Here is a 12,930-nt window from a genome sequence, read left to right as displayed (position 1 = left end):
TATGCAAAAAACGTTGTTGTAAAAAATCTAACGGAGATATGCAGCCTTATTTGGGTCAAAAGGTGCCTAAAAACGCGTATTATTCACACATAGAGCTGCTAATCTTCGTTACAATTTAAAATGAGCTGTTTTCGTTGAAATAGCGCTTGTCAGCTTCGTTAGAATTATTTTTCAACAGCCTGATGAAATACAGTTAGCTGAGAAAGGGGAGGCACGGTCGATTAAGGAGCTTTTTTGTAGCAGTGGATATTTAGGTATTAGGTACTATTTTATGGCATTTCATAAGGACTTTTGTTGTATATTATTGGCCTGGAATATGATATATTAAGCTAAAATAACAGGACAATAATAACTACTAGAAAAAAATCAATATCGAACAAGGCGCTTGAATTATGTAGGTTTTAATGTCGAAAGAAATAAAAAAGTCTATATGTGTAAAAAAATGTTTGTTAAACTAGTTGAGTAAGTCGCTGTCATGTCGTATATTGATGGTAGGGGTTTGTACCTATACAGGAGTGTGTTCATCTTGAAGGAATTTCTTCTCTTTATGCTATTTTCATTACTCGAATGCTATTCTATGTACTTCTTAATGTTTAAAGTATTTAAAATAGACATTTTTCATAAAGAGATTATTTTTTCTAGTGCATTAATGTCAGGCGTTTCCTACGTATTGAGAGTAGATTACGGTTTAGCAGTCTGGGATATTGCATTTCAAATAACTCTAATGTTTTTATTGGTATGGATGCTTTTTAGAATACATATTTTTTATGCCATTATTATGACAATTACGACCTATCATGCTTATGTGACAATCCAGATAGGGCTTTATTACATCTTAGGCTTTAATATACCTAACCATATTAGCATCTATGTGCTTCAAGTTATTTCTGCAGCTACAGCTTGCTTGATTGGCTGGATTGTTGCAAAGAAGAGACTAGGGTTTGATTTTATACCTGATACGCCAAATTATAGACTAACATTGAAAACAAAAGATAAGATTTTATTTTTACTAACCATTCCTGCTCTGTTTTTTCTTACAACGACTATATATGTGACAGAAAATCTGCAAAAATGGATGGTATTGTTGCCAGTTGTACATGGATTTATTCTGATTGGTTATTTATTTATTAGTTACAGAAAGGATAGATCGGAATAAAAACGTTATCACATTCAATAGCTGCTGCTATAAAAGAAGCTAATCCGGAGCAAACACATTCTGTTGAAGTAATGGCATATTCCTTGACTATTATTTTGAACACTATGTTTATTATTGCAGTATCGCTAGTGATAGGGGCTTTGACAGGCAATTTTATAGCAACGTTATTAGCAATTATTAGCCTTCTCATAATACGCTTTGTTTCGGGAGGACCGCATATTAATTCAGTCTGGGGATGCAACATCGTATCTATATTAATTTGCACGGTTGTTCCCCATATTCCAATGTTCCTGCCTCTACTGGTAGTAAATATAGTAAGTCTTGTAATTATGCTAGTTTTTTCGCCCCAGCCAGATAAAAATGCTAAAATGCCAACTGGATTATATCCTTATTTAAAGATTTTATCGGTCATTCTTGTTTTCTTTAATTTTTTTATTCAGAGTGATGTTATTGGTCTGATTTTTTTAATTCAGGCCATAATCATTATACCTTGGCGAAAGGAGGGGAGAGCATGAAAAAAATGGCAGCTCGATATGCTTCTGCAGTTTTGGCTTCCTGTGCAACTTTCTTTGTAGCTATTTTTAAACCAGTACTTCACAGTCCAGAAATTCCTAAGGAACTGAAGTAATATGAAATGGGGAAGGAATAATGCGCGTTCTTAAACTGGATGGAACTCCTTTTGAAATTAAGGAGGAGGAAATATTGTATTTTTCTAGCCATAAAAATACAATACATATCCATACGAAGGAATGCGATTATATCTATCCTACTTCTCTTACTGATATTCTTATAGCGATGAAGGACTGCGGTTACGACCGTTTGGATCGATCCAATGTTGTTAATACGAACAATATAGAAGCCTATGATTCTACAAGAAAAGTAGTGCTGTTCAATTCAAGCGAGAAGTATGCTATGGTATCAGAACCGAATGAGAAGAAGGTTAAGGCCATAATAGAATCAAAGGCAAAAGAACAGGATTAATTCCATCACATCGATAGACTTGTAAATCCATTTTGAATGGATGGCAAGTCTTTTTTTTGTCTTTAAATCAAACCTACTATTATCCCATAAATCTTCCATTTTTGTAAAGAGTTATTTGCAATGCAAATCGGTAAAGACGGAAGCAGTGTTCAATGCTATTATCTTTTTAATGCCACAAAATATGGAAGGGGGTAAAAAAGTAATTTATCATGAACAGAAGAAAATCAGCTTTAGATTCACTTTCAAATGAGCAGCTAATTGAAATTTACGAAGCAGCCATTCAAAGAGAGGTTTCTTACGATTTTATTGTTTTGGTCCGAAATGTTTTGTTAAAAAGAAGTATCCAGGTAGCCCCTCTTACGTAATCTTACGTCAAAAGAATGAGCTGCATGCTATATGTATAACCCGACCATCTTTACGACTTGGTTAAAGGGTTATTTTTTTTTGAAATATAGGAAAGTATAAGTTTTCACTTTATACATGTTCCTATATTTCATCGGTAAACGCGCCTGTCTAAAGGACGGCGGAGCCGTTTATCCTTGAGCAGGTAAGGCTTGAAGCATGAAGCATGAAGCATGGAGCATGAAGGGAAAGCGATGTGTAAAATCAGTCTGGAGTCGGAGAAGAACTCATTCTTTTGCTCGTTTATTATGATTGTGATCCGCCTTATAATGGGAGTATCAATGAAGGAGGCGATAGAAATGGCGCTTCATTTACCTAAATCTTTACTGAACTTTCCAAAGGAACAATTAAAGCATCCAGTAGTGGATGAGCAAATATCTGCCGACGGCTTGAATCATGTGGATATCGATATGCAATTTTTAGGCCAGGTACTGATTGTTTTTGATGCGGAGGAGTCAGCACATATTAGAGCTGCTGGTAATGCGCATTTAATGCCAGATACAATTGAGCGTTATGGGGATAGGCTTATTATAGGCGCCAAAAATATTGGCTCTTTAGTTCGAAATATATTTCATTCCAAGTTGATTATGGAGCTGCACTTGCCGGAGCATTGCAGTCTGAACATTAATTTCGTTGCGGGCGCTGTAGCTTTGTTTGGGGGTACGGGTGCATTGTCGGTGCAAGGGGCATTCGGCGAGGTTGCCGGATTATCCTATTCCCCTAGTACACTTGTTCGAATGAGCTGTGGAACCGTTAATTTGATTGAGTTGAAGGGTGCCGCTGATATACGAATCGGATTTGGAAGTACAGAGATTGGTCTTAGCAAGACAACGGGCAGAGAGCAGATGCGGCTGCGCTGCGGGGTTGGCTCCATTGAATTGACGGTAGTGCCGCAAGACGCTCCAGAAAGCGATCATGGCGGATTTTTCAAAAATAAAATGATCGTCACGCCGGCTGGCTCCAGAATTGAAGCTTCTGTGGGAATTGGCGCAATTGAAACGATGTACGGATAAAATGACCAGGCAAAAGCGGAGCTCACAGGCTTTTGCCTGGTCATTTTCCTTATAGCTGTCTTATTTGCTGTTGACTGCTTTTGCTGCCAGCGGCTCTACGTGTTTGATGCTAATGCCTGTGGAAGCTTCAAAGTCATACATCGCTTTGGCTGTTTCGGAGAATCGGTCCAGCTCGTTATAGGCGGGAATGCCATGGTACGCCATATCGAGTCCTTCTTCTTCAGCCTCGGTGCTTGCTCGAAGTCCGACTGTTGCTTTGGCAATATATGCGATTGCAGCGCCGCCGGCAAACCCCCAAATGCTGATTGCTGCTACGCCAAGCAGCTGTACGCCTACAAGCGCTGCACCGCCGCCTGTAAGAAGTCCGGCTTCGGAATCGAATATGCCGAGGGCTATTGCTCCGAAAGCTCCGTTAAAACCGTGTACGGCGACTGCTCCTACAGGATCATCAATCTTCAGCTTATCAATGAACAAGATTGCACCAATGATAATAAGTCCTGCAAGTAATCCGATAACTACTGCCTGCCATTGATTGACGTATGCACAGCCTGCGGTAATGGCGACCAGACCGGATAAAGAACCGTTCATTACCATACTGGGATCCGTTTTTCCATAACGAAATTTTGTGAAGAGCATGGAGGAGGTGCCGCCTGCTGCTGCTGCCAGCATCGTATTTAAAGCGATGTCGGATAGCATGGCGTCACTCGCATTAAGTGTACTGCCTGCATTAAAGCCGAACCAGCCGAACCAGAGAATGAACACGCCTGCTGAGGCGAGAGGGATATTAGAGGGGGCGAAAACGTTAATGCTGCCGTCTGTATATCGGCCTTTTCTTGGACCTAAAATCCAGGCTATCGCTAATGCTGCAGAACCTCCAAGCAAATGAATGACTGCTGAGCCTGCAAAGTCTTTCATGCCCAGCTGTGCCAGCCAGCCGTCTGCGTGCCATACCCAGTGACCGGAGATGGGGTAGATGAATAGTGTAATGCCTGCGGCTATCAGTACGTAAGCTTTGAAGCTCATCCGTTCTGCTACGGCGCCTGAAATAATTGATATGCAGGCAATTGCGAATCCTAGTTGGAATAATACATATGCTGCTGGGGGTAAATCGATAGCCAGTGCGATTTTGTCAGGGGCTCCGAATAGCGAAGTGCCGAGTAAGCCGCCTTGATCGGCGCCATACATGAGACCAAAGCCGATTCCCCAAAAGCAAAGCACGCCAATCGTCAAATCAACGAATATTTTCATTGTAACGTTAACTGCATTTTTAGTTCTGACCAGCCCAGCCTCCAGCAAGCTGAAGCCGCCTTCCATGAAAAGTACCATAGCCGCCGCGAGGACGACCCATATTGTGTTCAAATGAATCGCTTCAACCATATTGGTCACCCCTCCTTGATTGGTGGTCGCAGCTCATCAATCGTCTCATCGATTAGTCCTGTTCGAATATTGAAAGCTTGCTCAACAGTTGTAATAAATATTTTGCCATCACCAGCCTCGCCAGTTTGGGCGGCTGCCATAATGCTTTTAATCGTTCGTTCCACCATAAAATCAGAGATTACGATTTCCAGCTTCACTTTAGGGTGAAGGCTCATCGTAAAGTTTCGACCGCGGTAAATGCCGCTCCGATCCTTTTGCACGCCCCGTCCCACGACCTGATTAACCGTAAAAGCAGTTACGTTAATACTGTGCAGCGCTTTAATCGTGTCATGCAGCTTTTGTGGCCGTATAATGGCTTCAATTTTTTTCATCAGCTGGCTCCTCTCTATCTATGTTATATTTTCTAACATTGATTACCAAGCCAAATGAGCTCGTATTTGTTTGAAAAGGAGCGTTTATCGGGCGGAGGCTCCTCATAAAGCTGCAGCTGCATCGTATGCTGCTTAGCTTTTGCTCTTGCTTGCGGTCTGAAGACTTCAATTGCGAATATAGCCAAAAGCTTGGTATGCCTTGGATTAGCTGTACCATGGAGCTTTGACGCGCGCTTGAAGGTTTTAATCTTCTTCATCCGAGCAGCCTCCTTTTCTGAAGATTCGTTGAGAGGATTAGATCACATTTGTGCCTCGTTCAAATGCGCTTTCCTTCAACTGATGTAATGATATCTCACAGAAATTATTGCGGTCAATATTTTTGACGTTATTTGGGCATAAACGAATACTTATGTCATGTATAATAACATTTAATATGGCTTAAAAGGGGCAATAAATGCCGCTTATCCATATCATTTATTATGCTTTTAAAAAATCAAAATCATTGCAGTAATTGGTTGCTTTTCGAATTTCAATTGTAAACAAGGCAAATTTAACTTTATTTCTGCTGCAGCATTGCCTATGATGAATAGAACGTTATGTTGGAGGTAAGAGGCGCGGATGAAAACGATATTGTATGTCGAGGATGATCTGGAGATTGGCCGCTGGACCAAAGAGGATCTTGAGCGTCGCGGATACAGTGTAGAGTGGCTGACTTCAGGTGAGCTGGCGCTCGATATGGCGGGCGATGCGCATATCATTATTTTGGATGTCATGCTGCCTGGGCTTGACGGTTTTACTGTAGGCCAGCGGATAAAGAAGGAACGGCCTGAGCTGCCGATATTGATGCTTTCAGCGCGCACTGCCGTTGATGACAAGCTGCAAGGTCTGCAGTTCGCCGATGATTATTTAACGAAGCCCTTTCACCCGGACGAGCTAGCTGCCAGAGTAGAGGTGCTGCTGCGGCGCTTTGGAGCAGTTTCTGATCAGGAGATTAAGCTGGGCCATCTTAACATTATGCCTCAATTGCAAACTGTAGTGGATAGCAGGACGGGAGAAGAAATTTCGCTTACAGCGAAGCAGCTGCAAATTTTGCTATATTTTTTGAAGCATCCGAATCAAATTTTGACCAAGGAACAAATTTATGAAGCGGTGTGGGAAGAGCCCTATATGGAAGGGGATAAAACGGTAATGGTTCATATCCGTTATTTGCGCGAAAAGATTGAGCTGAACTCAAGTGAGCCAACCATAATTGAGACGATACGCGGATTAGGGTACAGGGTGAGGCAATGAGATTTCGTTTGAAGCAATCGTTGCTGACCAAATATTTAATTATTATTTTTTGCGCTATGCTGCTGCTTCCCTTAATGTTTCCGCTTGTTTCGATTGTTTTATTTTATCCGCTGCAGCTTGGCGCGGAGGATGGGGATGAGCTTTATCGGGATGGCAAGCAATTGGAGAGCATGTGGCATTTGGAGGCACAGCAGCTGGACGGTGCGGAGGACGCTGCAATCGACAAACGGCTTTCGGAGCTTAAAGCTGTTTATTCGAAGGCCAGCATGTTCTGGGTCGACAAAGATGGTGTAACACGAACGCAGCTTCCTGTTAATCCTCAGCTGCCTGCCAAATGGACTGCTGCGTATACGCTGCAATTTATGAAGGAGCGCATTGGCGGCGATCCGTTTACGGTCGTTGCATTTATTGAAAGCGACAAGCAGGGGCGGTTTATGGTGTTTGAGCTACCTCGTTCCTATATGGTTGCTCAGGGCGTAAAGGTGCGAGAGTACTATGGAACGATATTTTCTGCAGGAGCTATTATTATTCTTGGCTTGTTTCTTTTTGTTTCTTTTATGTTTTTTTATCGTATTCGCAAGCGGCTCGTGCGTCTTCGCTGGGCTATGACCAGTCCGGCTGCAGGGGGCATACCAACTGCTGTTGAGGTCCAGAATAAGGATGAGATTGGCGAGTTGGAGAGCGCCTTTAATGATATGATCCGCAAGCTGGAAGCCGGGAGGTTAAGAGAGGCGGAAGAGGAGGCGCTGCGGCGGGAGCTGATTGCCAAGCTTTCGCATGATTTGCGTACGCCGCTTACAGCTATACGGAGCCATGCCTTTGGTCTTCGCAAGGAAAGGCTGACGGAGCAAGGGACGGAATCAGTTGCGCTTATTGAACGGAAAATTGATTATTTGGGCCAGCTGATCGAAAATTTATTTTCGTATTCTCTGCTGTCAGCGGGCAGATATCCCTATCGTCCCAAACAGGTGGATATCGTTCGCATGACGCGGACGATGCTGGCGAGCTGGTATCCATTATTTGAGCAGGAGGGCTTCGACATTCAGCTGAGCTTGCCTGATGAAGCGGTAAACTGGGAGATCGATCCAGCTTGGCTGGAGCGGGTGCTGGACAACTATTTTCAAAATGTGCTTCGTCATGCGCGCGAGGGCCGCTATATTAGTGTTTCCGTAGTGCCGGAAGGCGGCGGCGCCATTACGATCGGCGATCGCGGTCCGGGCATGGGGGCGGCTTCACTGGAAAAGGGCACAGGTCTTGGCCTGTCCATCATTCGTTTAATGGTTAAAGAGATGAGCCTGGATAATGAAGTGAAGACAGGTCCAAACGGAACGCAAATTACGATATCTCCGCGTGTAGTGCTCTATCCTTCAGAAGTGAATAAAAATTTGCCAAAATGATCGGCTATATACAGCTGGCATTTTTAAACGAAATTTAAACGAAGCAGCAGCTTTGTTTTAAACTTCGGCGCTTACGATGGTAAGCGAGGTGATTAAAAGTGAATGAATGGATATTGCAAACGAATCGATTAACGAAAAAGCTGGACGGCATACCTGTCGTCAATGATGTAAATGTAAGGATGAAAAAAGGAGAAATATACGGTTTTTTAGGGCCTAACGGCGCAGGCAAAACAACGACGATACGCATGCTGCTAGGTCTCGCGAAGCCAACGGCCGGGAGTGTCCATATTTTCGGCAAGGACATGAAGAGAGAACGATTGTCTGTGCTGTGCAAGGTAGGCTCGCTGGTAGAATATCCATCTTATTATGGGCATTTGAATGCAATAGATAACTTGGAGACTGTACGCAGATTGCTGGAGGTGCCGAAGTCGCGCATTGATGAGGTATTGTCAATAGTACGGCTGACAAAAGATGCGAAGCGAGCTGTTAAAGGCTATTCGCTGGGGATGAAGCAGCGGCTTGGCATTGCGACCGCGCTGCTTGGCAGCCCGGAGCTGCTCATTTTGGATGAGCCGACCAATGGATTGGACCCTGCTGGCATTTTGGAAATAAGAGAGCTTATTAAAAGCTTGCCGAGAGAATATGGCGTAACGATACTTGTATCCAGCCACTTGCTGTCTGAAATTGATCAGATGGCTACACATGTCGGCATTATTACTAGAGGACGATTGATTTTTCAGGACAGTATTGATGTGCTCCGCCAAAAAGCGCGCAGCCGAATAAACCTCCATGTCAGCGAGCCGGAAGCTGCCTGGAAAATGCTGCTCTCCCGGGGCTATCAGGCAGACTGGGACCGCCAGACGCTGTCTGTCGAGCAGGCATCGGACCAAACGATTGCTGCAATGGTAGCTGAGCTCGTTCACGGTCGCTACTCCGTCTATCGCGTAGAAGAGGAGAAAGCTTCGCTAGAAAGCATCTTCCTAAATATGACTGGCGGGGAGGGAAGCTTATAATGAAGCGCGTACTTTCCGCTGAGTTTTTAAAAATTCGCAAAAAAATGATTTGGTTTCTCATATTGTTAGGACCGATTGGCGTTATCGGGCTGCAGGCAGTAAACTTTGGGCTTCGTTACGATTATTTGACTAAAGTTTATGCCAAAGATTTGTGGGGCGGATTGATTGAGAATGTAGCTATGCTCGCCGTTCCGACTTTATTTGTTGGACTGGCTATTATATCGTCTATGACTGCTGGCATTGAGCATCAGACGAATGCATGGAAGCAGACGCTCGCGCTGCCGATTACTCGGATGCAAGTATTTATGGGAAAGTTCCTGCTTAATGCCTTGCTGCTGCTTTGCTCTGCCACACTGCTTGTACCGGGCACCATTATATTGGGCTTGCTGCTCGGCTTTCCAATGGATCAGTTTCCTTTAGCCTTCATGCTGAAATGGGCCTATCTGCCTTACTTGGCAGTGCTTCCTTTTTTGGCGCTGCAAGTATGGCTGTCAGTCGTCATGCACAATCAGGCCTTTCCGCTGACGGTTGGTATAGCTGGAACTGTTGTGTCTATGTTCTCGGTCAGGTTTGGAGATTGGGTGCCATATAAATGGGTATATTTGACCAATGAAGCGGATAACCCGTATTATTCAGCTGCTGCAGGTATATTTCTTGGTATAATAATGCTTCTTGCAGGCGCGCTGCATTTCATCCGAAAGGATGTGAAGTAGTCATGCTTAGAATGCTGCGTTCTGAATGGTTAAAAATTCGCGGAGGTTTGATATGGCTGCTTATTGGCGTTAGTCCGATTATTGCGGCATTGTCGGGATGGTTAAGCAGCAAGGAAGCAGGTGACGGGGCTGACGGAGTTGTTTGGCTTATTGCTCTCAGCATTATGTCCGCGCTCCATGCCATGCTTTTCCTGCCTTTATTAACAGGTGTTTTTTCAGCGCTAGTGTGCCGTTATGAGCATGCAAGCGGCGGATGGAAGCAGGTGCTTTCCTTGCCGGTATCCCGCTCGCAGGTGTATATGACAAAATTTATTGTTATTATGATGCTTATAGGTTTAGTGCAGCTGTTGTTTTTAGCTTTGCTGCTGTTAATCGGAACAGTGCTTGATTTTGGGGCACCTATACCATGGGCGAAGCTGCTTGCTTCTGTTGCAGGCGGATGGGTGGCATGTCTGCCGCTTGCTGCGCTGCAGCTGGCAGTGTCCACCGCCTGGGCGAGCTTTGCAGCGCCGCTTGCACTTAATGTTATTTTTACGATTCCGAATATGCTGATTGCCAATTCCGCCGAATATGGTCCCTACTATCCTTGGGTTCAGCCGATGCTGGCTATGATTCCTTCTGGAGAAATGACCTTTGGAGCCTTTAACGTTTCTGCTGTCACTTTGTTCGTTATTATAGGCGGCAGCTTCTTGCTCTTTTTTGTTGGGGGCTGGTCGTATTTTTCAAGAAAGCCTGTATAGGTTATGATGGTGATCTAACGAATCGTAGGAGATTGTCGATTCATTGTGGATAGTTGCAACAAGCAATAGAAAGGGGGGGGCACTGCGATCAAGATTGGGATTCCGACCGCTGCTCTCCGTTATCCCTTTCTCATTGCTTATCAATCGTTGCCCACAATTAATCGACAGCCTTCGTAGTATCGTTATTATGTGGAACACGCACTTTATAATAATCTAACGAATCGTATTAGGGTGTCGATTCATTGTGGATAGGGCAATAAGCAATCGAAAGGGATGTTGCTACGACCAAGTTTGGGATTCCGACCGCTGTTGTAGTCCAATTTTTTAAATAACGCCTATAAAGGATAAAATTGGCCTACAAAGGCGGACGCTGCTGCTTCTCCATTCCCAATCTTGTTCTCCGTTCCCCCTTTCTCATTGCTTATCAATCGTTGCCCGTTATTATGCGGAACATACCCTTTCTAATAACCTAACGAATCGCAGCATCGTTATTATGCGAAAAATGCCCTTTCTAAAAATGTAACGAATCTACATTGTCTTATTGCTCAAAAAGAGCCTTCAAACCGGTTTTTGTTCACACATAGCGCATCTAATCTACGTTACAAAATCTAAACAGCACAAATAGGGCAAATAGCGTCGTAAGGATTCGTTAGAGTAACGACCTAGTGAACGGCACTCAACTAAACAGCACAAATAGGGCAAATAGCGTCGTGAGGATTCGTTAGAGTAACGAGTTGGTGAACAGCACTCAACTAAACAGCACAAATAGGGCAAATAGCGTCGTAAGGATTCGTTAGAGTAACTAAATGGAGGGACGCAGCATGAAACTGGATCGGCTGCTCGCGATTACAATGCTTCTTTTGAACCGCAAACGTGTAGGAGCCAAGGAGCTGGCGGATCGGTTTGAGGTGTCTCTTAGAACGATTTATCGCGATCTAGAGACGATTAATCAGGCTGGGATACCGATTGCTTCGTTTGCCGGATCATCGGGCGGTTATGAAATTATGGACAGCTATCGGCTGGACCGCCAAATGCTGTCCTTGGAGGAGCTGCAATCTATTATTGTTGCCCTGCGTGGTGTCAGAGGGACGATGGAGGAACGGGATATCGGCAAATTGCTCGATAAGGTAGGAGCGCTGGTGGCCAAATCAGAGCACAGCTCAGCTGAGACACTCGGTAACGAACTGCTTATCGATATTAATCCATGGCAGCGCGGCGAAGAAGATAAGGAGAAGCTATCGGTGCTGCGGCAGGCAATTCGCCAGTCGCAGCTTATCCAATTTGCTTATACCTCTGCTCATGGCGAAGACTCGGAGAGAATCTGCGAGCCGATGTCCGTAGTACTGAAGGGATATGTGTGGTACGTGTATGGCTATTGCCGCCTGCGGGACGATTTTAGAATATTTCGCTTGTCTCGCATAACACGGCTGCAGCAGCTGCCGGAAGCCTTTGAACGAAGAGAAGTGTCAATCGAGAAGCTAGGCTACAATATGGGGCAAAGCATGCGCGGCTCAGCGAAGGATTTTCCGCTTATTCGATTATCACTGCGATTTAAGTCTCGTGCCAAAGCGCGGGTGCAGGATTATTTTGCACGTGAATCTATAAAAATGGAAGAAGACGGGACGCTGACAGTAGAAGCCGAACAGCCGGACGAGCCCTGGCTATACGGCATGCTGCTTGGCTATGGCGATGATGTAACCGTGCTGGAGCCGAAGCATGTGGCGCAGGAGCTGGTGCGCAAAGCAGAAAATATTATTCGGTTGTACAAGCAATACTGACATACAGCTGTCAGTGAAGGTGGATTATAGTGGTCTTATAAGAAAACAATATCTGTTAACGCATACGCTCATGTATGCGTTAAGGAAAAAGGAGACCATTATTATGTTCGTAACCGTTAAAGATTTTGTTGCTGCCTGGACCCATGAAGCCGCCGCTACTCAGCGTGTGCTCGATACGCTTACTGATGCTTCGCTTCACCAAAAAATTGCAGAAAATCACCGCACACTAGGCCAGCTTGGCTGGCATCTTGCTATCACTATACATGAGATGACGTCGCGCACCGGGCTGGAGTTTGCTCAGGCGGCAGGCGAAGAAGTGGCTCCCGAATCGGCGGCGCAAATCGCTGCAACCTACAGGCAGGCAAGCGTTGCGATGCTGGAAGCGATACAATCGCAATGGACTGACGCTAATGTAATGCAGTCCAGCATGATGTATGGCGATGAGTGGCCGAACGGCTTGACGCTCGATATTTTGATCAAGCATGAAATTCATCATCGCGGTCAAATGACCGTGCTAATGCGTCAAGCAGGCCTGCTAGTTCCTGATATTTACGGGCCTACTAGAGAAGGATGGCTGGCGATGGGGATGGAGCCGCATTTATAGAATGGAAAAAAGCCTGTTGGATGAATTTAATCCAGCAGGCTTTTTTTAAAATATTAGAAAGTATAGGTTTTCACATTATACCTGTTCTTATATTT

At 44.5% G+C, this 12,930-nt stretch carries 16 protein-coding genes; 13 read left to right on the top strand and 3 right to left on the bottom strand.

Translation table 11 applies throughout. The features are described from left to right. Positions 1 to 589: 589 nt before the first annotated feature. From V1L65_RS27040 to V1L65_RS27015, 6 genes are all read left to right on the top strand, one after another. Positions 590 to 1,156 (top strand): hypothetical protein, encoded by a 567-nt coding sequence (locus tag V1L65_RS27040; protein WP_331702429.1) that lies wholly within the window; start codon positions 590 to 592, stop codon positions 1,154 to 1,156. Further along, complete coding sequence (locus V1L65_RS27035) at positions 1,147 to 1,671, top strand: accessory gene regulator ArgB-like protein (RefSeq protein ID WP_331702431.1); 525 nt, start codon at positions 1,147 to 1,149, stop codon at positions 1,669 to 1,671. The genes V1L65_RS27040 and V1L65_RS27035 overlap by 10 nt, the downstream gene beginning before the upstream one ends. Beyond that, positions 1,668 to 1,784, top strand: a complete 117-nt coding sequence (locus V1L65_RS27030) for a cyclic lactone autoinducer peptide (RefSeq protein ID WP_331702428.1) — start codon at positions 1,668 to 1,670, stop codon at positions 1,782 to 1,784. The genes V1L65_RS27035 and V1L65_RS27030 overlap by 4 nt, the downstream gene beginning before the upstream one ends. A 20-nt stretch (positions 1,785 to 1,804) precedes the next feature. Next, on the top strand, positions 1,805 to 2,137 hold the full coding sequence (locus V1L65_RS27025; RefSeq protein WP_331702427.1) for a LytTR family transcriptional regulator DNA-binding domain-containing protein: 333 nt from the start codon (positions 1,805 to 1,807) through the stop codon (positions 2,135 to 2,137). A 209-nt stretch (positions 2,138 to 2,346) separates the two neighbouring features. Continuing rightward, positions 2,347 to 2,502, top strand: a complete 156-nt coding sequence (sda, locus tag V1L65_RS27020) for a sporulation histidine kinase inhibitor Sda (RefSeq protein ID WP_331702426.1) — start codon at positions 2,347 to 2,349, stop codon at positions 2,500 to 2,502. A gap of 336 nt (positions 2,503 to 2,838) precedes the next feature. Continuing rightward, a complete protein-coding gene (locus tag V1L65_RS27015; RefSeq protein ID WP_331702425.1) occupies positions 2,839 to 3,552 on the top strand; it encodes a hypothetical protein in 714 nt (237 codons plus the stop codon). Between the two features lie 60 nt (positions 3,553 to 3,612). On the opposite strand, the gene V1L65_RS27010 is transcribed toward V1L65_RS27015, so the two are convergent. From V1L65_RS27010 to V1L65_RS27000, 3 genes are read right to left on the bottom strand one after another with little or no spacing between them, the layout of a single operon-like run. Further along, positions 3,613 to 4,929, bottom strand: coding sequence for an ammonium transporter (locus tag V1L65_RS27010; protein ID WP_331702424.1), 1,317 nt, complete (start codon positions 4,927 to 4,929; stop codon positions 3,613 to 3,615). A gap of 5 nt (positions 4,930 to 4,934) precedes the next feature. After that, on the bottom strand, positions 4,935 to 5,300 hold the full coding sequence (locus V1L65_RS27005; protein WP_331702423.1) for a P-II family nitrogen regulator: 366 nt from the start codon (positions 5,298 to 5,300) through the stop codon (positions 4,935 to 4,937). Positions 5,301 to 5,332: 32 nt separating this feature from the next. Next, on the bottom strand, positions 5,333 to 5,557 hold the full coding sequence (locus V1L65_RS27000) for a hypothetical protein (RefSeq protein ID WP_331702422.1): 225 nt from the start codon (positions 5,555 to 5,557) through the stop codon (positions 5,333 to 5,335). Between the two features lie 361 nt (positions 5,558 to 5,918). Here V1L65_RS27000 and V1L65_RS26995 point away from each other — a divergent pair, with 361 nt between their 5' ends. The 7 genes from V1L65_RS26995 (at position 5,919) to V1L65_RS26965 (ending at position 12,835) form a co-directional block, all read left to right on the top strand. Further along, complete coding sequence (locus tag V1L65_RS26995) at positions 5,919 to 6,590, top strand: response regulator transcription factor (RefSeq protein ID WP_331702421.1); 672 nt, start codon at positions 5,919 to 5,921, stop codon at positions 6,588 to 6,590. Beyond that, positions 6,587 to 7,987 (top strand): HAMP domain-containing sensor histidine kinase, encoded by a 1,401-nt coding sequence (locus V1L65_RS26990; RefSeq protein WP_331702420.1) that lies wholly within the window; start codon positions 6,587 to 6,589, stop codon positions 7,985 to 7,987. Before V1L65_RS26995 ends, V1L65_RS26990 begins: the two co-directional genes overlap by 4 nt. A 98-nt stretch (positions 7,988 to 8,085) precedes the next feature. Beyond that, the gene (locus V1L65_RS26985; protein ID WP_331702418.1) at positions 8,086 to 9,000 is read left to right on the top strand and encodes an ABC transporter ATP-binding protein; all 915 of its coding nucleotides are present in this window, start codon (positions 8,086 to 8,088) and stop codon (positions 8,998 to 9,000) included. Then, positions 9,000 to 9,713: an ABC transporter permease gene (locus V1L65_RS26980; protein WP_331702417.1), complete on the top strand. Its 714-nt coding sequence runs from the start codon at positions 9,000 to 9,002 to the stop codon at positions 9,711 to 9,713. The genes V1L65_RS26985 and V1L65_RS26980 overlap by 1 nt, the downstream gene beginning before the upstream one ends. A gap of 2 nt (positions 9,714 to 9,715) precedes the next feature. Beyond that, positions 9,716 to 10,453 (top strand): ABC transporter permease, encoded by a 738-nt coding sequence (locus V1L65_RS26975; RefSeq protein WP_331702416.1) that lies wholly within the window; start codon positions 9,716 to 9,718, stop codon positions 10,451 to 10,453. Between the two features lie 821 nt (positions 10,454 to 11,274). Next, positions 11,275 to 12,231, top strand: a complete 957-nt coding sequence (locus tag V1L65_RS26970; RefSeq protein ID WP_331702414.1) for a helix-turn-helix transcriptional regulator — start codon at positions 11,275 to 11,277, stop codon at positions 12,229 to 12,231. Between the two features lie 103 nt (positions 12,232 to 12,334). Next, positions 12,335 to 12,835, top strand: coding sequence for a DinB family protein (locus tag V1L65_RS26965; RefSeq protein WP_331702413.1), 501 nt, complete (start codon positions 12,335 to 12,337; stop codon positions 12,833 to 12,835). Positions 12,836 to 12,930 lie beyond the last annotated feature (95 nt).

Origin of the sequence: Paenibacillus sp. IITD108 (genome assembly GCF_036541265.1) — a bacterium.
Taxonomy (GTDB): Bacteria; Bacillota; Bacilli; order Paenibacillales; family Paenibacillaceae; genus Pristimantibacillus.
The sequence above is the reverse complement of the archived record's forward strand: the minus strand, read 5'-3'. Positions and strand labels throughout refer to the sequence as shown.

Coding starts and splice junctions, on each gene's coding strand:
- V1L65_RS26965 (WP_331702413.1), top strand. CDS start 12,335: ATGTTCGTAACCGTTAAAGATTTTGTTGCTGCCTGGACCCATGAAGCC.
- V1L65_RS26995 (WP_331702421.1), top strand. CDS start 5,919: ATGAAAACGATATTGTATGTCGAGGATGATCTGGAGATTGGCCGCTGG.
- V1L65_RS26970 (WP_331702414.1), top strand. CDS start 11,275: ATGAAACTGGATCGGCTGCTCGCGATTACAATGCTTCTTTTGAACCGC.
- sda (WP_331702426.1), top strand. CDS start 2,347: ATGAACAGAAGAAAATCAGCTTTAGATTCACTTTCAAATGAGCAGCTA.
- V1L65_RS27000 (WP_331702422.1), bottom strand. CDS start 5,557: ATGAAGAAGATTAAAACCTTCAAGCGCGCGTCAAAGCTCCATGGTACA.
- V1L65_RS27010 (WP_331702424.1), bottom strand. CDS start 4,929: ATGGTTGAAGCGATTCATTTGAACACAATATGGGTCGTCCTCGCGGCG.
- V1L65_RS27040 (WP_331702429.1), top strand. CDS start 590: ATGTTTAAAGTATTTAAAATAGACATTTTTCATAAAGAGATTATTTTT.
- V1L65_RS27025 (WP_331702427.1), top strand. CDS start 1,805: ATGCGCGTTCTTAAACTGGATGGAACTCCTTTTGAAATTAAGGAGGAG.
- V1L65_RS26975 (WP_331702416.1), top strand. CDS start 9,716: ATGCTTAGAATGCTGCGTTCTGAATGGTTAAAAATTCGCGGAGGTTTG.
- V1L65_RS27015 (WP_331702425.1), top strand. CDS start 2,839: ATGGCGCTTCATTTACCTAAATCTTTACTGAACTTTCCAAAGGAACAA.
- V1L65_RS27030 (WP_331702428.1), top strand. CDS start 1,668: ATGAAAAAAATGGCAGCTCGATATGCTTCTGCAGTTTTGGCTTCCTGT.
- V1L65_RS27005 (WP_331702423.1), bottom strand. CDS start 5,300: ATGAAAAAAATTGAAGCCATTATACGGCCACAAAAGCTGCATGACACG.
- V1L65_RS26990 (WP_331702420.1), top strand. CDS start 6,587: ATGAGATTTCGTTTGAAGCAATCGTTGCTGACCAAATATTTAATTATT.
- V1L65_RS26980 (WP_331702417.1), top strand. CDS start 9,000: ATGAAGCGCGTACTTTCCGCTGAGTTTTTAAAAATTCGCAAAAAAATG.